Raw genomic sequence first — 23427 nt, 5'->3', positions numbered from 1 at the left:
ACAGAACCTAGTGCCCCTCCCGGCAACGTTTGCCCCGTCGCGGCACTAGGCCGTGGGCTCGCCTTCGGCCGGCACCTAGGTCAGGACCTCGCCGAGGACCCTCGCCGCCCGTTCCGCGTCGGCGAAACCCGTATAGAGCGGGGTGAATCCGAAGCGCAGCACATCCGGCCTGCGCAGATCCCCGACGATCCCCCGGGCGATGAGCGCCGCCATGACGGCGGGCGCCTCGGCGCAGCGCAGCGCGATCTGGCTGCCGCGCTCGGCGTGCGCGGCAGGGGTGAGCGAACGGACCCGGCCCGGCGGCGCGTACGCCTCCACGCACTCCAGGAAGAAGTCCGTGAGCGCGAGGCTCTTGTCCCGTACCGCCGCCAGGCTCACCCCCTCCCAGACGTCGAGGGCCGCCTCCAGGGCCAGCATGGAGAGGATGTCGGGGGTGCCGACCCGGCCCCGTACCGCGCCGTCCGCCGCCGCGAAGTCCGGGGACATCGCGAACGGATCGGTGTGCGAGTTCCAGCCGGGCAGCGGGGAGTCGAAGCGGGCCTGATGGCGCTCGGCGACGTAGAGGAAGGCGGGCGAACCGGGCCCGCCGTTCAGGTACTTGTACGTACAGCCCACCGCGAGGTCCACGCCGTGCGCGTCCAGCTCGACCGGCAGGGCGCCCGCGCTGTGGCAGAGGTCCCAGACGGCGAGCGCCCCGGCCCCGTGCACGGCGGCGGTGATCCCGGGGAGGTCGTGCAGCCGACCGGTCCGGAAGTCGACATGGTTGACGAGTACGACGGCGGTGCGCGGCCCGAGCGCGCCGAGCAGGTTCTCGGGGTCGACGGGGACGATCGGCAGGCCGGTCATCCGGGCCGCGGACCGCGCGATGTATCCGTCCGTGGGGAAGGTCGTGGCGTCGACGAGGATCTCGTCCCTGGGCGGGTCCGCCGGGTCCAGGAGACGTACCGCGCCCACCACCGCCTTGAAGACATTGACGCTGGTGGAGTCGCCGACCACGATCCGGCCCGGCCCGGTGCCCACGAGCGGGGCGATCCGGTCGCCGATCCGCTCGGGCGCGGTCCACCAGCCGCCCTCCGTCCAGGAGCGGATGCGCAGCTCGCCCCACTGACGGGTGATCACCTCCTGAACGCGCTCGGGGACATGGCGGGGCAGCGCGCCCAGTGAGTTCCCGTCGAGATAGACGGAGTCGTCGTCGAGGGTGAACAGGTCGCGCACTCCGGCCAGTTCGTCCGCCGCGTCCAGCGTCGCGGCCCGTACGGCGAGGGACTTGCCCTGGGACGCGTGGTGCTGAGAGGGCGTCCCTACGGTCGCACGTGACTCAGACATGGCTGCGCGCCGTCCACAGCTCGGGGAACACGTTCTTCGCGGCCCGCTTCTCCAGCCAGGCCACGCCCGCGGATCCGCCCGTGCCGGTCTTGGAGCCCATCGCCCGCCGGGTCGCGACCAGATGGTCGTTGCGCCATCGCCACACCAGCTCGCCGACATCCGTCAACGCCTCACCGAGCCGGACGAGTTCGGTGTGCTGATCGGGCTCGCCGTAGATCGCGGCCCAGATCTCCTCGACCGCCGGCGACGGCTCGTACCGCAGCGCGAGATCGCGGTCGAGCACCTCCGCGGGCACCGGCAGCCCGCGCCGGGCGAGCAGCCGCAGGACCTCGTCGTACAGGCTGGGCTCCTGCAGCGCCTTCTCCAGCTCGCCGTGGACACGCGGCGCGCCCCGGTGCGGGACGAGCATCGACGCGGACTTGTCGCCGAGCAGGAACTCCATGCGCCGGTACATCGCCGACTGGAAGCCGGAGCCCTCGCCGAGCGCGGCACGGTACGAGTTGAACTGCGCGGGCGTCAGCCGGCCGAGCGGCTTCCAGGAGGCGTTGAGCGCTTCCAGCTCGTACACGGACCGCTTGAGCGCGTCGATCGCGACCGGGATCCGGTCCTGGCGCAGCGCGCGGGACGCGGTCTCCCACTCGTGGACGAGGACGGTGAACCACAGCTCCATGACCTGTGTGGTGACGAGGAAGACCATCTCACCGGGGTCGTCGGAGCGCGGGTGCTGGAGATGGGTGAGGACGTCCGCCTGGACGTAGTCCTCGTACGGGGTGGTTCCGGCGAAGTCGAGGTTCGGGGCTTCCGAACCGGCTTCGGGGGCATCGGGGGCGTGCGACATCTCTGTCTCCTCGATATGTGCTGCCGGGTAGCGGTCCGCCCCTTCCGTGTTGGTTACGGAGCCCCGGTCCCCTGCGGGCATCATAATCCGGGGTCAGAGCCACGGCTTTCGTCAGGAGCCCGTGATGTACTTCCCGTTCTCGTCGTACGGCCAGGCGTTGGACTCGCAGCCGTCCAGGCCCTTGATCTGCTGCATCATCACCGGGGCGAGCCGGCCGGGGCCGGAGCAGCCCAGATGCTGGCGCAGGCCGATCTCGTGACCGACCTCGTGGTTGATGACCAGATGCCGGTAGTCGGAGGCCGGCCCCTCGAACGTCGGGGACCCCAGGACCCAGCGCCGCAGATTGACCACGACGCCGTCCACGGTCTCGCAGTTCAGCTCACCGCCGGTGTCGAGCCCCTGGGCGCCGCAGAGCTTGTCGGCGGTGGCCGGGGTGGCGATACGGATGACGAAGTCGGCGTTGTCGGAGACGAGCTGGAAGGAGCCCCGGCCGTGCGCTGCCCAGCCTTGCGGATGGGCGAGTATCCGCTCGATCTCGGTCGCCGCGTCCGTCGCGGAGATGTCGATCCCGTTCTCGACCTGGACGCGGTAGCGGCGCAGTGGCCCCACGCCGACCGGCTTGCCGTGCGCCCGCGCGGTGGTGAAGGTGCCGGGGCCGGAGGCGGGGACATGGGACGGCGCGGCCGGAGATTTCTCCTCGGCGGGCTCGCTGGGCGACGGGGGCGGCGGGGACGGAGGCTCCAGGGAGGGGGCGACGGGGGACGCGGTGATCGCGTCGGCGGTCGTGGTGGCCCCGCCCTCCCCCGTGTCGCCGCCCCGCCAGGAAGCGAGGGCGCCGCCGGCACCGAGGAGTACGGCGATCAGGCCCAGCCCCGCGAGGGCCGGCCGGGAGAGCGGACGGCCGCGACCGCGGCGTCTCTCGCGCACGCGGGATCGGACACGGTCACGACCATGACGGCCTATTCGGCGGACGGCGGCGCGTTTACCCAAAACGGACTTCTCCCCTGGTGCGACCGGCGTGGGGGGAGAGGCGCGAGTGGGAGGCCTCTGTGCCGGGGCGGCTGATGATCCGCGGCGCCTGATCGATCAAACGAAGGCCCGCGCCCAGGATGACGGGCGGGGCCTTCGATAGGTTCCGTTTCGGGACGATCAGCAGCGATCGGCTGCTGATCGGCCGGTGTCAGCCGGTGCCGGCCGCCGTCAGCCCGAGTCGGCCGCCGTCGACCGGAGTCGGCCGCGAGGGAAAAGAGTCTGCCGGGTCGCCGGTCAGCCGAGGGTGTCGGCCGCGAGCGGCGAGGAGTCGCGCAGGAACGTCGAGCAGCGCTCGTACTCGTCCTGCTCCCCGATGGCCTGCGCGGCGCGGGCGAGCGCGTGCAGGGCGCGCAGGAAGCCGCGGTTCGGCTCGTGCTCCCACGGCACCGGGCCGTGCCCCTTCCAACCGCTGCGCCTCAGGGAGTCGAGACCGCGGTGGTAACCGGTCCTGGCGTACGCGTACGACTCGACGACGCTCCCGTTCTCGAACGCGCCGTCGGCGAGCTGTGCCCAGGCCAGCGAGGAAGTCGGATATTTCGCGGCGACGTCGGCGGGCGGCGTGCCGTTCGCGAGCAGCTCACGCGGCTCGGGATCATCGGGCAGCTGAGTGGGGGGCGGTCCCCCCAAGAGGTTTTCATGGATGGCCATACCTACAGTCTGCCTTGCTCGGGCCCGGCGGACCCCGCGTCCCCGGCTCCGCCCGAACCCCTGCCCGACCCCCCGCTCGGACCACCACCGGATCCGCCACCGCCACCCGGACCTCCGCCCGGACCCCCGCCGGGGTGACCGCCGCCTTCGCCCGTCCCGTCCCCGCTCCCGTCGGCCCAGCTCTCCCTGGCCAGCTGCTCCAGGGGCGGTGCGGACAGCCCGCAGCTCACCCGGCACTCGGGCTCGGTCCGGCCGGCCGCCGTCTTCGGCGTACGCACCGCCGCCCAGGCGATCAGCGCGCCCGCCACCAGCACCCCCGCGCAGATCGGCATCGCACGGCGGAAACTGGCGTCGAACTCGGTCGCCGAGCGGTACGCCTCCGGGCCCGTGCCCGTCAGCAGCGGCAGCGCGGCGACCGCGAGCAGGCCCGCCGCACGGGCCGCCGCGTTGTTGATGCCACTGGCCAGACCCGCGCGCGCGTTGTCCACGGAGGCCAGCACCGTCGCCGTCAGCGGTGCGACCAGCGTCACCATCCCCATCCCCAGCACCACCAGCGCGGGCACCACATCCACGAGATACGTGGCGCCCTGGCCCACCCGCAGCATCAGCAGCAGCCCGGCCGCGCACAGCAGCGGCCCCACGGTGAGCGGGATCCGCGGGCCGATCCGCTCCGCCAGCGCGCCGGAGCGCGCGGAGAGCAGCAGCATCAGCACGGTCGTCGGCAGCAGCGCCGCCCCCGCGCCCAGCGCCGAGTACCCGACGACCACCTGGAGCTGGAGCGCGGCGAGGAAGAAGAAGCCCCCGAACGCCGCGTACACGCAGAGCGTCACCACATTCACCGAGGTGAACAGCCGGGACGCGAAGATCGACAGCGGCAGCATCGGGTCCCGCCTGCGCCGCTCGACCAGCACGAAGACCACCGCGACCAGCACCCCCGCCACCCCCGACCAGATGTCCTTGCCGATCAGCGCGTATGTGATCAGCGCCAGCGCCGCCGCACCGAGCAACGCCCCCAGCGCATCGAACCGGCCGTGATGCGCCGGATCCCTGGTCTCCGGTACGTGGCGCAGCGCCACCGGCACGCACAGCGCGGCCAGCGGCACATTGATCAGGAACACCCAGCGCCAGCCGGGACCGTCGACCAGCCAGCCGCCGAGAAACGGACCGATCGCCGCACCGACTCCGCCGAGCCCCGACCACACCCCGACGGCCCGCGCGCGGTCGTCCGGATGGAAGCTCGACTGAATGATCGCGAGCGAGCCCGGTACGAGCAGCGCCCCGCCCACGCCCTGTAGCGCGCGGGCGACGATCAGCACGAGGGCGTTCGGCGCGATCCCGCAGAGCAGCGAGCCGCACGCGAACCAGACCACCCCGATGACGAAGATCCGCCGTCGGCCGTACCGGTCGCCGAGCGACCCGCCCAGCAGGATCAGCGCGGCCAGCGTGAGCATGTAGGCGTTGACGGTCCACTGGAGGTCCGCGAGATCCGCGTTGAGGGAGTCCCCGATGTGCGGCAGCGCGACATTGACGACGGTGGAGTCCAGCAGGGCCATGGTGGAGCCGAGCACCGTCGTCAGAATGACCCAGCGTCCCGTGGCGGAGGACAGCCTGATGTCCATACGGGGATCATCCTCGCCCGGAAGCCGGGTGGCTACCCGGCGGACGGTATGGCAGGGGCCCGGCACCGCGGCATGGCAAGGGCCCGGCACCGCGACCGCGACCGGTGCCGGGCCCGCCGTACGAGCCCGCTGTGCGCGAGATGCGGCTCCCGCGCGTTACTTCAGCTTGGTGCCCGTGGAACGCAGCGCGGCGCACGCCTCGGTGACGCGCTTGGCCATGCCGGCCTCGGCCAGCTTGCCCCAGGTGCGCGGGTCGTAGGTCTTCTTGGAGCCGACCTCGCCGTCGACCTTCAGCACGCCGTCGTAGTTCTTCAGCATGTGGTCCGCGACGGGCCGCGTGAAGGCGTACTGGGTGTCGGTGTCGAGGTTCATCTTCACGACGCCGTTCTCCAGCGCGGTGGCGATCTCCTCGGCCGTGGAGCCCGAGCCGCCGTGGAAGACGAAGTCGAAGGGCTGGCTGCCGGCGGCCCCGCCGTGCTTGGCGGCCACGCCGTCCTGGAGGTCCTTGAGCAGCTCGGGGCGGAGCACGACATTGCCCGGCTTGTAGACGCCGTGGACATTGCCGAAGGACGCGGCCAGCAGGTAGCGGCCCTTCTCACCCAGGCCGAGGGCCTCGGCGGTGCGCAGCGCGTCGTCGACGGTGGTGTACAGCTCGTCGTTGATCTCGTGGCTGACACCGTCCTCCTCGCCGCCGGTCGGGGTGATCTCGACCTCAAGGATGATCTTGGCGGCGGCGGCCTTGGCGAGCAGTTCCTTGCCGATGGCCAGGTTGTCGGCGAGGGTCTCGGCGGAGCCGTCCCACATATGCGACTGGAAGAGCGGGTTACGGCCGGCGGCGACGCGCTCGGCGGAGATGTCGAGCAGCGGACGGACATAGCCGTCGAGCTTGTCCTTGGGACAGTGGTCCGTGTGCAGCGCGACGGTGATGTCGTACTTCGCGGCGACGATATGCGCGAACTCGGCGAGGGCGACCGCACCGGTCACCATGTCCTTGTTGTACTGGCCGCCCAGGAACTCGGCACCACCGGTGGACATCTGGATGATGCCGTCGCTCTCGGCCTCCGCGAAGCCACGCAGTGCGGCGTGCAGGGTCTGGGACGAGGTCACATTGATGGCCGGGTAGGCGAACTTGCCTGCCTTCGCCCGATCGAGCATCTCGGCATAGATCTCGGGGGTTGCGATGGGCATCGGGCCGCTCCTTGTGATGTGCGGGTGAGAGGTGCTTGTCCCTGACCTGGGGGCGACGTCATCGTCACCCCCCATCTTTCCAGACTCCTGTACGGACTCCACTCGGGTCTCGGCTGTTTCACGTGAAACGGCCGGGACCGGGACGAAAAATCGGCTCAGCCGAGACCCAGTTCATCCAGCGCATAGACATTGAGGTACGGAAGCCCCGCCTCCGCGATCGCCGGAGCGGCCCCTCGCTCCACGATCACCGCGACCGCCACAACCTCGCCGCCCGCCTCACGTACCGCCTCGACCGCCGTCAGCGGCGAGCCGCCCGTGGTCGAGGTGTCCTCGACCACCAGACAGCGGCGTCCCTTGACGTCCGTGCCCTCGATCCGGCGCTGGAGGCCATGCGCCTTCTGCGCCTTGCGCACGACGAACGCGTCGAGCCGCTGCCCGCGCGCGGCGGCCGCGTGCAGCATCGAGGTCGCCACCGGGTCGGCACCCAGCGTCAGCCCGCCGACGCAGTCGAAGTCCAGATCGGCGGTGGTGTCGAGCATGACCTGACCGACCAGCGGTGCGGCATGACCGTCCAGCGTGATCCGGCGCAGATCGATGTACCAGTCGGCCTCAAGCCCCGAGGAGAGGGTCACCCTGCCGTGCACCACGGCCTTGTCTTTGATCAGCTGGAGCAGCTCAGCCCGTACGTCAGTCATGGCCACGAGCTTAAGTGCTCGCCTCAGAGCCGCTGCCAGCGCCAGGTCGCGGCGATCTCCAGCGGTTCCAGGGGGGTGACCAGCCGGGGCGCGGTGTTGAGTCCGTTCGGTGGGCCCGACTGCGGCTCCACACAGACCGCCTCCGCCTGTTCGTCGTAGACCACGACCCACTCCGCGCGGCTCGTGACCTTCAGCTCAAGCTGCTCGGGCCAGGTCAGGGTCACATCGACACCGTCGGGCATCCCGAAGCAGTCGTCCCACGGCCCCGGGCGCGGTGTGATCCGGCGGCCGGTGGGCAGATGGTCGGCCCCGCGCTCCTCCTGCCAGGCCGCGTCGAAGTCGACGCGCGCGTCGCTCTCCCCCAGATTCCGCAGAAACCAGGGGTGCCAGCCGGCCTGCGCCGGGAAGGACGTGTCGTACGTCTCCACCCCGAGCCCGAGTGTCAGTGAGTCCTCGGCCAGCTCGAAGGTCTGGGTGACCCGGCCGCTGTACGGCCAGGGGTCGACGAGGTCATACGTGAAGACCGCCTCGCTATCGGCCACCCGTGCGGTACGCCAGGCCGTGTCCCGGCCGGTGCCATGGATCGCGTGCGGCGGGGAGTTGAGCGGCATCTGATGGACGACCCCGCCGTTGCGGAACTGGCCGTTCTCGATCCGCCCGCACCACGGCACCATCGGGAAGCAGCCGTACCGCTCGCCCTGGCGCAGCAGTTCGGTCCCGCCGATGCGCAGACTGCCGATCCGGCAGCCGTTCGCCGGGGTGATGGTCAACTCGGCGTCGCCCGCCGCCAGTCGGATGCTCTCTTCGCTGCTACTCACACCACGACATTACTTGCGCCGACGCAGTGCACGTCCGACCACCACGGCGGAGGCGAGCGCGAGTGCGGCGGCGGGTGCGACCCAGCGCAGCGTGGCCCGCGCGCCACCGGTGTCAGGCGCGGGCACGGGCGCGTAACGCCCACGCGGCGGCGCGTGATCCACTTCCTCGGCGCTGCGCCCGATCATGGTGCGGCGGGCGTGCGCGGCCTCGGCGGGCGGCTCGTCCGGAATGATGAAGTCCCCCTCACCGGAGACGGTCTCCCCGTCGAGCGCGAGCTCCGACGGCTCGGGTCCGAACTCCGGCAGCACCTCCGCCACTGGCACGACGTCCTTCGGAGGCTCCGTCTCCTCCCCCAGCCGCGCGACGAAACGGTCCAGCAGCCGACGCGCCGCGGCGGTCGTCGTCTCGGCGGGCACCTCCGCGAGCCGGCCCTCCGAACGCGATCCGCCCGTGAAAGCGAGCGTCGTACCGTCCGGCGTCTCCATCAGCCGCACGGTGAGCGTCAATTTGGCGGAGCCCGAACCACGGACCTCCACGCCCTCGCCCTCCGCCTCGAAGACACCGTCCCGCTCGGCGATCGTGAGCGCGCCGCGGTAGGTGATCGTGTGGCCGCCGATACGCACCTTCATACGGCCGGAGAGCGGCCCGGCCGACTCCTCCGCGTCATGCTGAAGTCCGGGCACACAGCGGGCGACACGGACGGGGTCCGCGAGCGCCTGCCGCAGAGCCTCTGCCGTCACCGGAACGAACACCTCATGCTCCATAAACCCCGAGCGTAACGCCGTCCGGCGGGGGGCGTGGGTCTTTGGCGAGCACCGATCTCCGGGTGCGGTGCGCCGTCCGGCGGGGGGCGCGGTGCGGGGTGCGTTCGTTTTCGGCTGGGGCCGGTGGTGCGGTGCGGGCTGTCGCCGGGTGTCGCGGTGCGCCGTCCGGCGGGGGGTCGTGGTTCGAGGTGCGTCCGTTTTCGGCTGGGGCCGGTTTCCGGGTGCGGGTTGTTGCCGGGTGCCGCTCCGGGCCTCGCGCCCTGGACGGCATGATTTACGGCGCGTGACAGGCCACAGTCAGGGCACGGGCGGTCGCGCGCCACACATCACGCTTTAGTGTCCCGGACACGACCCCTGCGCGCCCCCCTTCACCGCCCGCACAAGCCACGGGGTCGTGCGCGAGGGCGGGCGGAGGCGGCGGCATCCTCCCGCACCGGCCCACTTGCTCTGCCGGGACGGTGAGTGGCGGGGCCCACCGGGGCCGCACTCACCCCCAACCCCCCAGCCGTGCGGCGAGTGGGAGCCGACCACCGGCGGGAGGGGGTCGGGGTCGCAGGAGGTGGGTGTCCGGACACTAAAGCGTGATGTGTGGCGCGCGGACGCCCGTCTTCCGACTGTGGGCAGCTGCGCGCCGTAAATCATGCCGTCCGGACATGCACCTCCGGAGGCCCCGGCCCCCGGCACCAGCCACAACAACCGCACCCCGCACCGCACCGCACCCCCGCCGGAGGCGCACCGCACCCGCACCCCACGACCCCCCGCCGGGAGGCGCACCGCACCCGCGCCCCAACCCTCAGCTCCCGTACCGCGGATGCACCAGCGTCGACGGCGGCAACCCCCGCACCCTCGTCCGCTCCACCCCCCGCGCCCCCGCCATCAGCGTCGCCCCCTCCAGCGACCGCAACCGCGGCACGTCCCGCGCCAGACCCAGCCTCGGGCTCCCGCCCACCACCGCCAGATCGAACCCCCAGTCGCTCACGGCCGGCGTGCCGTCCTTGACCCGGTCGGGGCCCGCCGCGAAGCCCGACGGCCGCCCCGTCGCGTGGTACGGCCTCGTCCCGAACCCGGCCGCCCGCAACGTCGCGTCCACCGTCCAGTACGTGTGCCGCTGTGTCGCCGGCGACCCCGCGTGCACCGCCAGCCGTCCGCCGTCCGCCAGCACGCGCGTGGCCAGGCCGTAGAACTCCTCGGAGTACAGCTTCGTACTCGCCGTGACGCCGGGATTCGGCAGATCCGAGATGACCACGTCGTACACGCCACTCCCCACGGCCCCGACGCCTCCGGCGTCCACCGCGTGGCGCAACCACGTAAACGCGTCCGCGTACACCGCCCGCACCCGCCCGTCCCCGTACGCCTCCCCGTTCAGCTCCCGCAGCGCGGGATCCGTGCGGGCCAGCCGGACGACCCCCGGGTCCAGCTCGACCACCGTGACCTCGCGGACGCCCCCGTACCGCAGGACCTCACGCGCGGCCAGCCCGTCGCCCCCGCCCAGGATCAGCACCCGCGTGTGCGGCCCGCGCATCGCGGGATGCACCAGCGCCTCGTGGTAGCGGAACTCGTCGCGCGCGCTGACCCGCAGCCGCCCGTCGAGATACAGCTCCAGCGGCCCGCTGCGTCCTCCCGTGATGACGACTTCCTGGACGCCGGTATGGATGGCGACCCGCACCTGCTCGCCGTAGACCACCCGCCGCGCCGCCCGTTCGAAGTCGTCCACCAGGACGGCCGCCGTGGCGAGGAGCGCCAGCACCAGCACGTTGACGGACACCAGCACCCAGCGTGAGCGCGAGGTCAGATCGCGCCGGAAGAGCCAGAGCACCAGCCCGCCCCCCGCCACCGCGTTCACCGCGCCTGTCAGCAGCGCGCCCGTCAGCTGTCCCAGCCAGGGCAGCAGCAGGAACGGGAAGGCGAGCCCGCCGATGAGCGCGCCCACATAGTCGGCCGCGAAGAGATCCGCGACCGTTCCCTCCGCGTCCTGCCGGGAGAACCGCTGGATGAGCGACATCAGCAGCGGAATCTCAGCTCCGATGAGGATGCCGATGGCCAGTGAGAAGCCGACCAGTGCGTAGCGGGACTCCTCCAGCCATATGAAGCTCGCGTACAGCACCAGTGCGGAGGAACCGCCCAGCAGCGCCAACGCCGCCTCCAGCAGCCCGAATCCGAACGCCGCGCGGCAGCGCAGCCGCTTGGCGAGCAGCGAGCCGACGCCCATCGCGAAGACCATCACCGAGAGGACGACCGAGGCCTGCGTGACGGAGTCCCCGATCAGATACGAGGCGAGCGCGACCAGCTCCAGCTCGTACACCAGCCCGCACGCGGCGCAGATGAAGACCACGGTGAGGATCAGGTAACGCCCGGCGCCCGCGCGCACGGGAAGCCGCGCGCCACCTCGGGGCGGCGCGGACATGGACTGCTCGATCATGTTCGTAACGCTACGTCACGAATTCATTGCGGTTTGTCACCCACACGGTTGCATCTACAGCGCCGCAGGCATACGAACCCCCACCCGCGTCCGGGTGACGACCAGGCGGCCTTCCTGTGGATACGCATGCCAGGTACGCCATCGGACCTGGCCGCCGTCGCGCTGCGCCAGCATCGCGGTGAAGGCGTTCGGGGCACCGGGAAACGTCCCCGCTAATCCGTTCGGGTGATCGGCGACCAGTGCGAGCAGTTCCTGGGCGCGTCCGGCGAACGAGCCCTGGGAGAGCGTCTCGACGCGCGCGGCGAACTCGTACTCCCAGTCCCCGAGCCGTTTGGAGACACCGAGCGGCAGCGGTGTGCTGCTGCCCGGGATACAGGCGACGGTCTCGGAGCAGGTGCCCCGCTCCTCCTCCAGAATCACCTGGTGAGAGGCGCCGAGCAGTCTCAGCTGGAGCCCGGCGCCCGCGAGATCGAGATCGAGGACGGCCAGGGCGGGGACCGGCTCCCGGCCCAGCGCCCAGGCCAGATCAGCGGCGCGGGTATCGGAGTAGGCGGTATTGAGGGTGGTGAGCATGGGTCGGCTCCGCAAACACGCTTGACGGGTGGACCGGGGATGTCCCGGACGATGAGCGAGTGGCTTGTGGGGGGAGGTCGCCTGCTCGGTTCCGTATCAGGCCCGAGGGCTGGAAGCTCTCAACAGCGAGGGAATCACGAAGTACGCGACGCTCACAGTGTTTTTACCCAACTTGAATGGGTTTCCATCCCCTCGGGGGCCCAAGGGTTCAACTGTTCAACCGAAAACAGGCGGAGATGACCGGTCGTGCCGCCCGAACGATCAGTACCCTCAACATAGAGATGCCCGGCGGGAGTTCGTTCCCCACCGGGCACCCTCGTGACAGTGGATCAGCTGCCCCGTGTCAGCTGCCTCCTCCGCCGCAACCCCCACCACCACCGCCGCACGACGAACCGCCGCCGCAGGACGAACTCCCGCCGCCGCCACCGCACGACGCGCCACCGCTGCTGCTGCCGCTGCCGCTTCCGGCCCACCAACTGCCCTTGGAGCGGCGCTTGGCGCCCGCCTTCTTCAGCGAGGGGCTCGAAGTGCGGCTCTTCGCCTTCGACCGCGATTTCTTGCGCTTGTCCCCGCTGCTCACACTCGCCACGACCCCGATAAACGCGATCGCGACCAGTAGGACCACCACTCCTATGCCCAGCATCGTCCTCACCGTCCTTCTGTTCCCCCGTAGCGAAGCTCTCGCGCCCTCGCGCGGCCGGCTCCGTACTGATCGGCTTCCTGCGTGAACTTGTTGCGTGACGTGGGTGTCCCCCCGGCGCCCCGTGCCCAAAGCCGACTTGAGCAACTCCAGAGGTTCGGCACAGGATGGCGGTCATGACCGAAGAATGGCTCGGCGGCACCGCGATCTTCGCGGAGATGGCGGTCGGCTGGGTCGGGCCTCTTTCGCCTGCCTCTGCGGCGCTTGCCGCATAGGCGTGCTGCCGCGCATCGGTCAGGATGGACTCCGGACGATCGGTACCCGCGTTGAGGACGGTGGAGAGATGAGCGGCAGGCCGCTGCTGAACCGCAGGCTGGACGGGCTCGGGACGACGATCTTCGCGGAGATGTCGGCACTGGCGACCGCGACCGGCGCGATCAACCTGGGCCAGGGCTTCCCCGACACCGACGGGCCCGAGGAGATCCGCGAGGCCGCCGTCCGCGCCCTGCGGGAGGGGAAGGGCAACCAGTACCCACCCGGCCCGGGCATCCCGGAACTGCGCGCCGCGATCTCCGATCACCAACAGCGCTTCTACGACCTCTCCTTCGACCCCGGCACCGAGGTGCTGGTCACCGCCGGCGCCACCGAGGCCATCGCCGCCACCATGCTGGCGCTGCTGGAGCCGGACGACGAGGTGATCGCCTTCGAGCCCTTCTACGACTCCTACGCCGCCTGCGTCGCCATGGCCGGAGCGAAGCGAGTACCGCTGACGCTACGCGCCCCGTCCTTCCGTCCGGACCTGGACGAGCTGCGGGCCAAGATCACCCCACGGACCCGGCTCCTTCTCCTCAACACCCCCCACAATCCGACCGGCATGGTCCTCACCGCTGAGGAGGAGAGCGCCATCGCCGCGCTCGCCGTCGAACACGACCTGCTGGTCGTCACCGACGAGGTGTACGAACACCTGGTCTACGAGGGCACGCACCACCCCATCGCGTCCCTGCCCGGCATGCGTGAGCGCACTGTCTCCATCTCATCCGCCGGCAAGACCTTCTCCTTCACCGGATGGAAGGTCGGCTGGGCCATGGCGGACGCCCCGCTCATCGCCGCCGTCCGGACGGCGAAGCAGTACCTGACCTACGTCAGCGCGGGCCCGTTCCAGTACGCGGTCGCCGAGGCGCTGCGCCTGCCGGACACGTACTTCGACACCTTCCGCGCCGACCTGCAACGCAAGCGCGACCTGCTCGGCGACGGCCTGCGCGCGGCCGGGTTCGAGGTCTACCAGCCCCAGGGCACGTACTTCATCACCACCGACATCGCTCCCTTCGGCGAGAAGGACGCCTATGCCTTCTGCCGCGCCCTCCCCGAACGCTGCGGTGTCGTCGCCGTCCCCAACTCCGTCTTCTACGACGACCCCGACGCCGGCCGCAGCCAGGTCCGCTTCACTTTCTGCAAGAGGGACGACGTCCTCCAAGAGGCCACCAGCCGCCTGCGGCACCTGGCGCCCTGAACTCACGCCACCTTCGTCCCGAATGAGGCAGGGTAAAGCCTGCGGCGATCTACCGCGACAGGGCCGCGGTTGCCGCACCGAACGCGGGCGACCCCTCTCCGGTGCCGTACCCGCCGCTCGTCCGGCGAGCGATTTCCCACCCCGGGCCTTCGCCTCACTGGTCACCGCCGCCCCCGGGCCGCCACCACAATGCGGTCGATCCCGGGAGCACCGATCATGGGTCTGAGGAATGGACGACTATCCGTTCGGGCGCCGGCACGGGCCCGACCCCCACCGGATGAGGGATCTGTGATGAAAGACTTTGCTGGTGCCAAGTGGGGCTATGTGACGCGCAGAGTCAACGACCGGGACGCGACCGCGCCCGGTGGGTCGGTTCGCGAACCGCAGCTCGGGGATCTTGTGGTTGCCACCGTGGCCCACCTGGGCGAGCTTGACCATCTGGAGGATGTCCATGGTCGGCGCGTCCGTCTCTACTGGGGCGACATCGTGGTGGGTGCCTATGGCAACCGGTACGCCACGGACTTCTACGAGGGTTACCTGCCGACCGGGCCCAATGTTCATCTGCTGACGGCGGGCGGCCTTGTGGGAACGGTCGCCTCGGCGCATACGCGACGGTTGCCACCGACCGAGTTGAAGGTGATCGGCACGCTGAACGACCGGTCCGGGATGCCACTGTCGCTGGAACACTACGCGCGGACGCCGTCGCCGCACACGGCGCCGGAGTGGGGCACTCTGGTCGTGCTCGGCTCGTCGATGAACGCGGGCAAGACCACGACGGCGTCGGCCATGGTGTCGGGCTGGACGCGAGCCGGACTGGCTGCCGGTGCGGGCAAGGTCACCGGTTCCGGCAGCGGCAAGGACCGCTGGATGTACCTCGACGCGGGCGCCAGCACCGTGGCCGAATTCCTCGACTTCGGCATGTCCTCCACGTTCGGCTATCCGGTCGAGCGGCTGCGGACCACGATGATCGCCATCCGCGATGCCCTGGTCGACGACGGTGCGGACGCGGTCGTCCTGGAGATCGCCGACGGGCTGCTGCACTCCGAGACACGGGCACTTGCCGAGTGCCTGCCCGGATTCGCCCACGGTGTCGTACTGGCGGCGGCCAACGCGTTGGACGCGGTGGCCGGGGTGACGATCCTGCAGGGACTGGGGGTTCCGGTCCGCATGGTGAGTGGCCTGGTCACCGCCAGCCCCCTTGCCTCCCAGGAAGCACACGCGGCCACGGGACTACCGGTCCTGTCCCCGCCACAGCTGGCAAACGGCGCGGCCGTGGACCTGGTGCGCGCACCGGGCCGGGGGACCGACGCCACGACGGGACCCTTCGCCGACGCCGCTGTCTGGGGATGATGCCCCGTGATCCCGGCGATCGTCTACATACCTGACGGGCGTCCAGGGCCCGGACAGTTGCGCGAAGCCGCCCTGGACGTCCTTGAACTGCGGCCGGCCGAAGTGGTGCTGCCCGAGGCCACGGTCCGTGACGAGCGCGGCGGGCGGCTGTTCAACGGCTCCACGTTGAAGTTCGACCCCGCGGCCGGCGGCGGTCCCCTGGCCGACGCCGTCGCGGACCGGCAGGCCCGGGCATTCGGCGTGACCAACACGGCCTTCCACGTCCAGCGTGCCCTGCGGTTCGCTTCAGCCCTGCTCGGCCACCCTCTCCCTCACCTGCTGGTCAGAATCGGGATGCACAACCAGCCCCGCCGCTGGCACGGAGGGCATTATCGGCTTCCCAGGGCGTCACTCACGGACGAGCCCGCCGCTCTCAGTTGTGCGGGTGAGGTCCATCTGGGGGGCGGCGACGGATTCGTCCTGGCACCAGGTGGCGGCCGGTATTTCCACGCCCCCTCACACAACGTCGCGATCATCTGTCACGAGGTCGGCCATCATCTGTGCCGGCACACCGCGGACTTCCGGCTCAACCGGCTGCGTCCCCCGGCGCAGCAGACCAACCGGAAGATCGCCCTGGACGAGGGCACAGCAGATGTCTTCACGGCCATCCTGCTGGGCACCTCGGACATCTACGGCTGGCACCGCGGGGCCATCGCCGAGTGGGACCCGCGGCGCCGCAAACTGCAGCCCCGGTGGACAATGGCGCACTTCTGGGGCGGGCGGGACCAGGACCCGCACGCCGACGGCACCGTGTGGGCATCGGCATGCTGGTCCGCTCGTGAGCGGGTCATCGCCACGGGTGCCGACGCGGCGCGCTTCGATGCGGCGCTGCTGCGCGGCATGGAGTCGGCCGGAGCCGACGCCACCCGGCTGACCAAGGACGCCTTGAAGCAGCGCCGCCAGTTCTCCGGGCTGCTGTCCGCGATCACGTGTGCCGACCCCGGACTCGCGCCGGTGGTGCTGACCGCCATGGCCGAGCACGGCATACGCCCCGGCGCGAGCAACGCGGCCCTCACAGACGCCGCCCGCGCGGACCTGACCGGGGAGGTGCGCAGATGAAGGCCCGCCAAGCCGATGTGGGAATGATGCGACACCTGTGGCGATTCCGTTCCTACGGCCACCCGCATCTGGGCACGCTCGTGCTCGGCGTGGGACTGCGCATCGGAGAACTGATCGCCGACCTGGCGGCACCCTGGCCGCTGGCGCTGGTCATCGACAACGTACTCAAGGGCCGGACCAGCGGCCCACTGACCTGGCTCACGGGCATCGTCGGCTCGTCCCCGCTGGCCATGCTCAGCGCGGCCGCCGGCGCGCTGCTGCTGATCACTCTCGCCTCGGGGACGTTCGACTACCTCGGTGACCGTGTGATGAACAGCGCCGGAGAGCGGATCACCGCGGAGATCCGCACGGACGTCTTCGCCCACATGCAACGGCTCCCCATGAGCTACCACGACCGGCAGGCCGCCGGGGAACTGACCAGCCGCGTCGCGATCGACACCGGCCGGATCCAGGACGGTCTGGTCGACCTGTTCTCCACGCTTCTGCCCGGACTGCTGGCCCTCGCGGGGTACGCCACCGTCATCCTCTGCGTCGACTGGCGCCTGGGGTTGATCGCGATCGCGGGCGCCCCGCTGGTATTCCTCACGGCCGCCCGCTACACCCGGTTGACCCGCCAGACGGAACGGCGCCAGCGCGCCGCCGAAGGACACCTCGCCGCCTTCGTCACCGAATCCCTTCAGGGCATCCGCACCATCCACGCCTTCGGCCGCCAGGACCTGCACGACGCGCATTTCGCCACCAGCAACAGCACCACCCTCGACGCCGGCCTGCGCAGCGTCGAACTGCGAGCCCGATTCACTCCACTGCTCGAAGCCGCCGCCGCGGTGGCCACCGCGGCACTGCTGTGGGCGGGCGGCCTCGGTGTCGTGAACCACTGGTGGTCCGTCGGGCTGCTGGTCGTGGTGACCAGCTACCTCAAGGACATGATCAAGCCCATGCGATCGATGTCCCGCCTTTCGATCACCTTCCCCCAGGGCGCGGCCTCCGCGGAACGTGTCGCCGCCATCCTCGACCAGCCACCCCCGCGCCCGACACCACACCGGCGCCTGCCCGACCGCGCCACCGGCCGAATCGACCTGCACGACATCACCCTCGACTACGGCCGCGGCCCCGTCCTGAACCACTTCGACCTCACCGTCCACCCCGGCGAACACCTCGCGCTGCTCGGGCCCAACGGCTCCGGCAAATCCACCGTGCTCTCCCTCATCGCCGGGCTCTACCCGCCCACCCGCGGCAACCTGCTCCTCGACGGACTCCCCCTCGCCGACATCCCCGCCATCTGGCTGCACCGCCAGATCGCGGTCGTGCTGCAGGACACGTTCCTGTTCTCCGGCACCATCGCCGACAACATCCGCTACGCCCGACCCGACGCCGGCCCGCACGAGGTCGCCCGAGCGGCGGAGGCAGCCCTGGTCACCGAGTTCACCGAACGCCTGCCCGATGGCCTGGACACCCGGCTCGCCGACCGAGGCGCCGGACTGTCCGGCGGCCAGCGCCAACGCGTCGGCATCGCCCGCGCCCTGCTCGCCGACGCCCCCGTTGTGCTGCTCGACGAACCCACCACGGGACTGGACAACGCCGCCGAAGAACTCGTCGTCCGCGCGCTCGGCCGCCTGGTCGAGAGCCGAACAGCGGTCATGACCACCCACCGGCCGGCCCTCACCCGCCTCGCCACCCGCACCATCCATCTCCACGACGGCACCCCGCGGATGTGGCGCGGTCCGGCCTCGGCGTCGGCCCGGCGGGAGGCCGCGCGGGCGGCCCGGCGGGCCGCCTGAGGGGCCGCCGGAGGGCCGCCTGACGGGTCCGGTCCCTGACGCGTGGTCAGGACCGGCGAACCTGTCCGCTTCCGAACGTGTCCGCTTCCAAGGAACGCACAACGCCCGGACCGTGCCGAGTTCTCGCGGTACGCGAAAGCCCGGCTCAGGGCCGCGATCACGGACGATCGCGGCGCCGGCCGGGCTGTCGTTCAGCGCGGTCCGCGGACTCAGGCGTCCTCGGGCTTCTCGTCGCCCGGCTCCAGGCCGAACTGCTCGACGAGCCACTTGTCGAACTCGATCGACGCGCGCACCCAGCTGACCGTGGACGACACGAAGTGCTCCAGGCTGACGCCCATGCCGATCAGCATCTGGGCCTCGCCGATGAGCCGGACGGTGGGCGGACCGTCACCCTCCTCGTGGATGTGGGTGTAGACCTTGGGCCACAGCGTGCGGCGGTTCCAGTCGTCGATCGCGTCAAGGACCTTCGCCTTGTCCGTGATCGGGTGCGGCCGGTCGTAGAACGTCCGCACCGAGAAGACCTGCTGGTCGTCCTCGCCGCGGAACATGAAGTACGTACGGAATTCCTCCCACGGCGCCGCGAGGTCGCCCTCGTCGTCGACGACGTACTTCAGCTCCATCTGTTCGAGGAGCTGCTTGACCAGATCCTGGTCGGGGACGACGGGGCCCGCCGGTCCTGCACCCTGCGGTTGGGGCTGTCCCCCGAAATTCGGAATCGAGGACGGGTCGATGCTCACCGTGTATTTCCCTTCGTACGGTTCCTTCCATCCTCCCCCATAGCGGGGAGGCCCTGGCAACCCCGGCCCGCCGATCCGGCGCACAAAGGGGCCGGCGCGCACTCACGCGCGTACCGGCCCCCGCGCGCCGCACGCTCACAGTGTCTTGCCGGACTCCGCCCTCGTACTCTCCTGAGAGGCCGTCGTCGCCGACTCCTGGGACGCCGTCGTCGCCGGTTCCTCGGACGCCGTCGTCGCCGCGCCCACGATCAGGCCGTCCTCGAAGCGGTCCACCCGGACCGTGTCACCGTCCGTGACCTCGCCCGCGAGGATCTCCTTCGCGAGCCGGTCGCCGATCGCCGTCTGGATCAGGCGGCGCAGCGGCCGGGCTCCGTAGGCCGGGTCGTTGCCCTCGTCGGCCAGCCATTCGAGCGCCGCCGGGGTGACGTCCAGGGTGAGCCGGCGTTCGGCGAGGCGGCGGGCCAGGCGGTCGATCTGGAGCTTGGCGATGTGCGCCAGTTCGTCGCGCGAGAGGGCGGAGAAGACCACCAGGTCGTCGAGACGGTTCAGGAACTCCGGCTTGAAGGAGCTCCGTACCACCTCCAGGACCCGCTGCTTCTTTGTCTCCTCGCTGGTCAGCGGCTCGACCAGGCTGTGCCCGCTCAGGAACTGACTGCCGAGGTTCGACGTCAGGACGAGGATGGTGTTGCGGAAGTCCACCGTCCGCCCCTGGCCGTCGGTGAGCCTGCCGTCGTCCAGGACCTGGAGCAGGACGTCGAAGACCTCCGGGTGGGCCTTCTCCACCTCGTCCAGCAGGATCACCGAGTACGGGCGCCTGCGCACGGCCTCGGTGAGCTGGCCGCCCTCCTCGTAGCCGACATAGCCGGGAGGCGCGCCGACCAGCCGGGCCACCGAGTGCTTCTCGCCGTACTCGCTCATGTCGATACGGACCATGGCCCGCTCGTCGTCGAAGAGGAAGTCCGCGAGCGCCTTGGCCAGCTCGGTCTTGCCGACCCCGGTCGGGCCGAGGAAGAGGAAGGACCCGGTGGGGCGGTCGGGGTCGGCGATGCCGGCGCGGGTACGGCGTACCGCGTCGGACACGGCCTGGACCGCCTCGTTCTGGCCGATCAGCCGCTTGCCCAGTTCCTGTTCCATGCGCAGCAGCTTCTGGGTCTCGCCCTCCAGCAGCCGGCCGGCCGGGATGCCGGTCCAGGAGCCGACCACATCGGCGATGTCGTCCGGGCCGACCTCCTCCTTGACCAGTTTGTCGGTGGGCTCCTTGGCCGCCACCTGCTCCGCCTCGGCGGCCTCCTCCAGCTCCCGCTCCAGGCCGGGGATCTCGCCGTACAGCAGCTTGGAGGCGGTGTCGAAGTCGCCGTCGCGCTGTGCGCGCTCGGCCTGGCCGCGCAGGTCGTCCAGACGTTCCTTCAGTTCACCGACGCGGTTGAGCCCCTGCTTCTCCTTCTCCCAGCGGGCGTTGAGGCCGCGCAACTCCTCCTCGCGGTCGGCGAGGTCGCGACGGAGCTTCTCCAGCCGCTGCTTGGAGGCCGGGTCGGACTCGTTCTTGAGCGCCAGCTCCTCCATACGGAGGCGGTCGACGGAGCGCTGGAGCTCGTCGATCTCGACCGGCGAGGAGTCGATCTCCATCCGGAGCCGGGACGCGGCCTCGTCCACGAGGTCGATGGCCTTGTCGGGCAGGAAGCGCGAGGTGATGTAGCGGTCGGAGAGCGTCGCGGCGGCGACCAGCGCCGAGTCCGCGATCTGCACCTTGTGGTGGGCCTCGTACCGGCCCTTGAGCCCGCGCAGGATCGCGATGGTGTCCTCGACGGTCGGCTCGGCGACCAGCACCTGCTGGAAGCGCCGCTCCAGCGCCGCGTCCTTCTCGATCCGCTCGCGGTACTCGTCGAGCGTGGTCGCGCCGACCATCCGCAGCTCGCCGCGGGCCAGCATCGGCTTGAGCATGTTCCCGGCGTCCATGGCGGAGTCGCCGCCGGCGCCCGCGCCCACGACGGTGTGCAGTTCGTCGATGAAGGTGATGATCTGGCCGTCGCTCGACTTGATCTCGGAGAGGACGGTCTTGAGCCGCTCCTCGAACTCACCGCGGTACTTGGCGCCCGCCACCATCGCACCGAGATCCAGCGAAACCAGCCGCTTGTTCTTCAACGACTCCGGCACGTCACCCTTGACAATGCGCTGCGCGAGCCCCTCGACGACGGCGGTCTTGCCGACGCCGGGCTCGCCGATCAGCACCGGATTGTTCTTCGTACGGCGTGACAGTACCTGCACCACACGCCGGATCTCCTGGTCCCGGCCGATGACCGGGTCGAGCTTGCCCTCGCGGGCCGCCGCGGTGAAATCGGTACCGAACTTCTCCAGGGCCTTGTACTGACCCTCCGGGTCGGCTGTGGTCACCCGGCGTCCTCCCCTTGCCTTCTCGAACGCGTCAAGCAGTCTTTTGGCGCCCGCCCCCTGCTGGTCGAGCACCTCCCCGGCCCGGCCCCCCTTGGCCGCGACGCCGATCAGCAGGTGCTCGGTGGAGAGGTAGTCGTCCCCCAGCTCCTTGGCCCGCTGGGCCGCGTCGTCGATGGCGGCGAGCAGCTCACGGTTGGGCTGCGGGGGCGCGACGGTGGAACCGGTCACGCTGGGCTGTGCGGCCAGCAGCCGCTCCGCTCCGGACCGTACCGCGGCCTGGTCCGCCTCGACAGCGGCCAGCAGGTCGGTGACGTTCTCGTTGTCCTGCCCCTCCAGCAGCGCGAGCAGCAGATGCGCGGGGGTCAGATCGGGATGCCCGGCCGCCACGGCCCGGTTGGTGGCGGCATTGATCGCATCCCGGCTCCTGTTGGTCAGCTCGGCGTCCACGTGCGCCCTCTCCTCTCCTGCACAGACCTCGGGCCTCCGTCCGACCCTGACATTGGGAACGTGCGCAAAGTTGAGTCTATTCCACTCAAGCCTGAATCGGGGCCGCTCTCCCGGGGTTTCCGCGCCCGTACCCGGAGCGGTGAACCCCCCGGGGCGTTCGCCACCCCACGCCCTGTCCGGATCCAGGGCCTGTCTTCAAAGTCCCGCCCGCCCCTCGGGCGGACGGCGCCACTTCGAAGACAGGCCCTAGGCTTTCCGGCATGGCCCATGACGTACGCGATCCCAGCCCCGATTTTCTCGCCTTCTGGCGCGAGCGCCTTGTGTGCACGCTCACCACGCTGCGTCCGGACGGCAGTCCGCACGTGGTGCCGGTGGGCGTGACGTACGACCCCGAGGCCGGGCTCGCCCGCGTCATCACCAGTAAGAACAGCACGAAGGTCGCCAACATCCTGGCGGCGGGACCGGACGGCGCGCGAGTGGCGGTCTGCCAGGTCAAGAAGCGCCACTGGGCGACGCTGGAGGGCCGCGCCACGGTCCGTACGGAGCCTGAGGTGGTCGCGGACGCGGTGAGCCGCTACGCGGAGCGGTACGAACGCACGCCGGCGCCCAACCCGGACCGGGTCGTCATCGAGATCGCCCTGGAACGGGCGCTCGGCCGCGGCTGACCGAGAGGACCGGGGAACCGTCAGGACCGAGAAGTCCGGCGCGCACGAACACGCGAAACCGGAACGCGGGACAGGAACGCGAAAACGGACGCGGACAGCACAGCGGCGCCATCGTGTTTCAGGTCCACGATGGCGCCGCTGTGTGGGGGAAGCGCCTGAGCGATTTACAACGACGGGGGAATCGCTCAGGCACTGCGGGGGGTGGCGATGGTGGTATTCGATCCGACCAACTGGTGGTCACGCTGGTCGAGGTTGACGAAGATCATGTCGTAACGGATGGCACACCGGACCGGCTGCGGAGCCCCCCGCGGCCTCCGAAGGCAGCGGTAGGCACGGACGTCCTCGTCCTCCTCGCGTACGACGACGATCGGCTCTCCGAAGAGGGTGACCATCAGCGAGTCGCCACGGTGAGGAATAGCGGTGACGAGATCGATGAAGTGCCACCCCGACCGGTAGGCCGTGGCCATCTCGCGCCGGAAGACCCGATCGTCCGGCGGGACAGTCATGCGCTTACGTCGGCCGGTGAGCTCCCCCAGCCGCTGTCCGGCGGTTCGTTCGCCGGCGTAGAGCCCCAACCACTGTCATCCGACTTCGTGCCGCTGCCCCAGCCACTGTCGCCCGGGCCACTGCCCCAGCCACTGTCCGACTGGGTGGCCTGAGGCGCGAATCCCCAACCACTGTCCGCGCCACCCAGAACCCCGTAAGCCACGACCGCGGAGAAAGCTGCGGCAAGCACCGAGCGAAGCAATCTCTTGTACATAGTCGGCTTCGTCCTCACTTGATGGATTCCTCTCCCCCGCGTCACAAGACGATGGCTCATTCAGGCACGTCAATGCCACAGGGCAGATGCATCATGTTCCTGTACGTTCAGGACCCTGGGGGGTGGAGAT

Annotated in this window: 19 protein-coding genes and 1 pseudogene; 5 read left to right on the top strand and 15 right to left on the bottom strand. The window is 70.5% G+C overall.

The features are described from left to right. Positions 1 to 75: 75 nt before the first annotated feature. The 12 genes from kynU to ACIRQP_RS02865 all read right to left on the bottom strand — a co-directional run bounded on the left by kynU (position 76) and on the right by ACIRQP_RS02865 (position 12564). Positions 76 to 1326, bottom strand: coding sequence for a kynureninase (kynU, locus tag ACIRQP_RS02920; RefSeq protein ID WP_403882417.1), 1251 nt, complete (start codon positions 1324 to 1326; stop codon positions 76 to 78). Continuing rightward, on the bottom strand, positions 1319 to 2164 hold the full coding sequence (locus ACIRQP_RS02915) for a tryptophan 2,3-dioxygenase family protein (protein ID WP_403882414.1): 846 nt from the start codon (positions 2162 to 2164) through the stop codon (positions 1319 to 1321). Before ACIRQP_RS02915 ends, kynU begins: the two co-directional genes overlap by 8 nt. A gap of 111 nt (positions 2165 to 2275) precedes the next feature. Beyond that, positions 2276 to 3154 (bottom strand): DUF3152 domain-containing protein, encoded by an 879-nt coding sequence (locus ACIRQP_RS02910; protein ID WP_403882412.1) that lies wholly within the window; start codon positions 3152 to 3154, stop codon positions 2276 to 2278. Positions 3155 to 3430: 276 nt separating this feature from the next. Then, positions 3431 to 3844, bottom strand: a complete 414-nt coding sequence (locus ACIRQP_RS02905) for a DUF3151 domain-containing protein (RefSeq protein ID WP_403882409.1) — start codon at positions 3842 to 3844, stop codon at positions 3431 to 3433. 2 nt (positions 3845 to 3846) lie between these two features. Beyond that, the gene (locus ACIRQP_RS02900) at positions 3847 to 5463 is read right to left on the bottom strand and encodes an MFS transporter (protein ID WP_403882406.1); all 1617 of its coding nucleotides are present in this window, start codon (positions 5461 to 5463) and stop codon (positions 3847 to 3849) included. A gap of 156 nt (positions 5464 to 5619) precedes the next feature. Further along, positions 5620 to 6651, bottom strand: a complete 1032-nt coding sequence (gene fbaA, locus ACIRQP_RS02895; protein WP_403882403.1) for a class II fructose-bisphosphate aldolase — start codon at positions 6649 to 6651, stop codon at positions 5620 to 5622. A 155-nt stretch (positions 6652 to 6806) separates the two neighbouring features. Further along, a complete protein-coding gene (pyrE, locus tag ACIRQP_RS02890; RefSeq protein ID WP_403882400.1) occupies positions 6807 to 7346 on the bottom strand; it encodes an orotate phosphoribosyltransferase in 540 nt (179 codons plus the stop codon). Between the two features lie 23 nt (positions 7347 to 7369). Continuing rightward, complete coding sequence (locus ACIRQP_RS02885) at positions 7370 to 8164, bottom strand: aldose 1-epimerase (RefSeq protein ID WP_403882397.1); 795 nt, start codon at positions 8162 to 8164, stop codon at positions 7370 to 7372. A 9-nt stretch (positions 8165 to 8173) separates the two neighbouring features. After that, positions 8174 to 8929 carry an SRPBCC domain-containing protein gene (locus tag ACIRQP_RS02880; protein ID WP_403882394.1) on the bottom strand — a complete coding sequence of 252 codons (756 nt, stop codon included), beginning with the start codon at positions 8927 to 8929 and terminating at the stop codon, positions 8174 to 8176. A 793-nt stretch (positions 8930 to 9722) separates the two neighbouring features. Next, the gene (locus ACIRQP_RS02875) at positions 9723 to 11348 is read right to left on the bottom strand and encodes a polyamine aminopropyltransferase (protein ID WP_403882392.1); all 1626 of its coding nucleotides are present in this window, start codon (positions 11346 to 11348) and stop codon (positions 9723 to 9725) included. A gap of 54 nt (positions 11349 to 11402) precedes the next feature. Continuing rightward, positions 11403 to 11921 (bottom strand): DUF2617 family protein, encoded by a 519-nt coding sequence (locus ACIRQP_RS02870; protein WP_403882390.1) that lies wholly within the window; start codon positions 11919 to 11921, stop codon positions 11403 to 11405. Between the two features lie 343 nt (positions 11922 to 12264). After that, positions 12265 to 12564: a hypothetical protein gene (locus ACIRQP_RS02865; RefSeq protein ID WP_403882387.1), complete on the bottom strand. Its 300-nt coding sequence runs from the start codon at positions 12562 to 12564 to the stop codon at positions 12265 to 12267. Positions 12565 to 12904: 340 nt separating this feature from the next. On the opposite strand from ACIRQP_RS02865, the gene ACIRQP_RS02860 reads away from it, so the two are divergent. From ACIRQP_RS02860 to ACIRQP_RS02845, 4 genes are all read left to right on the top strand, one after another. Next, positions 12905 to 14071 (top strand): pyridoxal phosphate-dependent aminotransferase, encoded by a 1167-nt coding sequence (locus ACIRQP_RS02860; protein ID WP_403882384.1) that lies wholly within the window; start codon positions 12905 to 12907, stop codon positions 14069 to 14071. 291 nt (positions 14072 to 14362) lie between these two features. Next, positions 14363 to 15421 carry a DUF1611 domain-containing protein gene (locus ACIRQP_RS02855; RefSeq protein ID WP_403882381.1) on the top strand — a complete coding sequence of 353 codons (1059 nt, stop codon included), beginning with the start codon at positions 14363 to 14365 and terminating at the stop codon, positions 15419 to 15421. A 6-nt stretch (positions 15422 to 15427) separates the two neighbouring features. After that, the gene (locus tag ACIRQP_RS02850; protein ID WP_403882378.1) at positions 15428 to 16519 is read left to right on the top strand and encodes a hypothetical protein; all 1092 of its coding nucleotides are present in this window, start codon (positions 15428 to 15430) and stop codon (positions 16517 to 16519) included. Further along, positions 16516 to 18297 (top strand): ABC transporter ATP-binding protein, encoded by a 1782-nt coding sequence (locus tag ACIRQP_RS02845; RefSeq protein WP_403882375.1) that lies wholly within the window; start codon positions 16516 to 16518, stop codon positions 18295 to 18297. Before ACIRQP_RS02850 ends, ACIRQP_RS02845 begins: the two co-directional genes overlap by 4 nt. 209 nt (positions 18298 to 18506) lie before the next feature. Here the strand turns inward: ACIRQP_RS02845 and ACIRQP_RS02840 are convergent, their stop codons facing one another. Continuing rightward, positions 18507 to 19034, bottom strand: coding sequence for a YbjN domain-containing protein (locus ACIRQP_RS02840; RefSeq protein ID WP_129769910.1), 528 nt, complete (start codon positions 19032 to 19034; stop codon positions 18507 to 18509). Positions 19035 to 19265: 231 nt separating this feature from the next. Next, positions 19266 to 21872, bottom strand: a pseudogene (clpB, locus tag ACIRQP_RS02835) (ATP-dependent chaperone ClpB); the annotation flags it as partial. Between the two features lie 260 nt (positions 21873 to 22132). Between clpB and ACIRQP_RS02830 the strand changes: the two are divergent. Continuing rightward, positions 22133 to 22537: a pyridoxamine 5'-phosphate oxidase family protein gene (locus ACIRQP_RS02830; RefSeq protein WP_403882372.1), complete on the top strand. Its 405-nt coding sequence runs from the start codon at positions 22133 to 22135 to the stop codon at positions 22535 to 22537. A gap of 185 nt (positions 22538 to 22722) precedes the next feature. Here the strand turns inward: ACIRQP_RS02830 and ACIRQP_RS02825 are convergent, their stop codons facing one another. Next, a complete protein-coding gene (locus tag ACIRQP_RS02825) occupies positions 22723 to 23043 on the bottom strand; it encodes a hypothetical protein (RefSeq protein ID WP_030353182.1) in 321 nt (106 codons plus the stop codon). Positions 23044 to 23427: the final 384 nt, after the last annotated feature.

Source organism: Streptomyces sp. NPDC102274 (assembly GCF_044766385.1).
Classification (GTDB): domain Bacteria; phylum Actinomycetota; class Actinomycetes; order Streptomycetales; family Streptomycetaceae; genus Streptomyces.
This window is presented reverse-complemented; position numbering and strand designations above follow the sequence as displayed.

What these genes read in the sequence shown, in the direction of transcription:
- kynU (WP_403882417.1), bottom strand. Translation starts at nt 1,326, where the DNA reads ATGTCTGAGTCACGTGCGACCGTAGGGACGCCCTCTCAGCACCACGCG.
- ACIRQP_RS02915 (WP_403882414.1), bottom strand. Translation starts at nt 2,164, where the DNA reads ATGTCGCACGCCCCCGATGCCCCCGAAGCCGGTTCGGAAGCCCCGAAC.
- ACIRQP_RS02905 (WP_403882409.1), bottom strand. Translation starts at nt 3,844, where the DNA reads ATGGCCATCCATGAAAACCTCTTGGGGGGACCGCCCCCCACTCAGCTG.
- ACIRQP_RS02900 (WP_403882406.1), bottom strand. Translation starts at nt 5,463, where the DNA reads ATGGACATCAGGCTGTCCTCCGCCACGGGACGCTGGGTCATTCTGACG.
- fbaA (WP_403882403.1), bottom strand. Translation starts at nt 6,651, where the DNA reads ATGCCCATCGCAACCCCCGAGATCTATGCCGAGATGCTCGATCGGGCG.
- pyrE (WP_403882400.1), bottom strand. Translation starts at nt 7,346, where the DNA reads ATGACTGACGTACGGGCTGAGCTGCTCCAGCTGATCAAAGACAAGGCC.
- ACIRQP_RS02880 (WP_403882394.1), bottom strand. Translation starts at nt 8,929, where the DNA reads ATGGAGCATGAGGTGTTCGTTCCGGTGACGGCAGAGGCTCTGCGGCAG.
- ACIRQP_RS02875 (WP_403882392.1), bottom strand. Translation starts at nt 11,348, where the DNA reads ATGATCGAGCAGTCCATGTCCGCGCCGCCCCGAGGTGGCGCGCGGCTT.
- ACIRQP_RS02870 (WP_403882390.1), bottom strand. Translation starts at nt 11,921, where the DNA reads ATGCTCACCACCCTCAATACCGCCTACTCCGATACCCGCGCCGCTGAT.
- ACIRQP_RS02865 (WP_403882387.1), bottom strand. Translation starts at nt 12,564, where the DNA reads ATGCTGGGCATAGGAGTGGTGGTCCTACTGGTCGCGATCGCGTTTATC.
- ACIRQP_RS02860 (WP_403882384.1), top strand. Translation starts at nt 12,905, where the DNA reads ATGAGCGGCAGGCCGCTGCTGAACCGCAGGCTGGACGGGCTCGGGACG.
- ACIRQP_RS02855 (WP_403882381.1), top strand. Translation starts at nt 14,363, where the DNA reads ATGAAAGACTTTGCTGGTGCCAAGTGGGGCTATGTGACGCGCAGAGTC.
- ACIRQP_RS02845 (WP_403882375.1), top strand. Translation starts at nt 16,516, where the DNA reads ATGAAGGCCCGCCAAGCCGATGTGGGAATGATGCGACACCTGTGGCGA.
- ACIRQP_RS02830 (WP_403882372.1), top strand. Translation starts at nt 22,133, where the DNA reads ATGGCCCATGACGTACGCGATCCCAGCCCCGATTTTCTCGCCTTCTGG.
- ACIRQP_RS02825 (WP_030353182.1), bottom strand. Translation starts at nt 23,043, where the DNA reads ATGACTGTCCCGCCGGACGATCGGGTCTTCCGGCGCGAGATGGCCACG.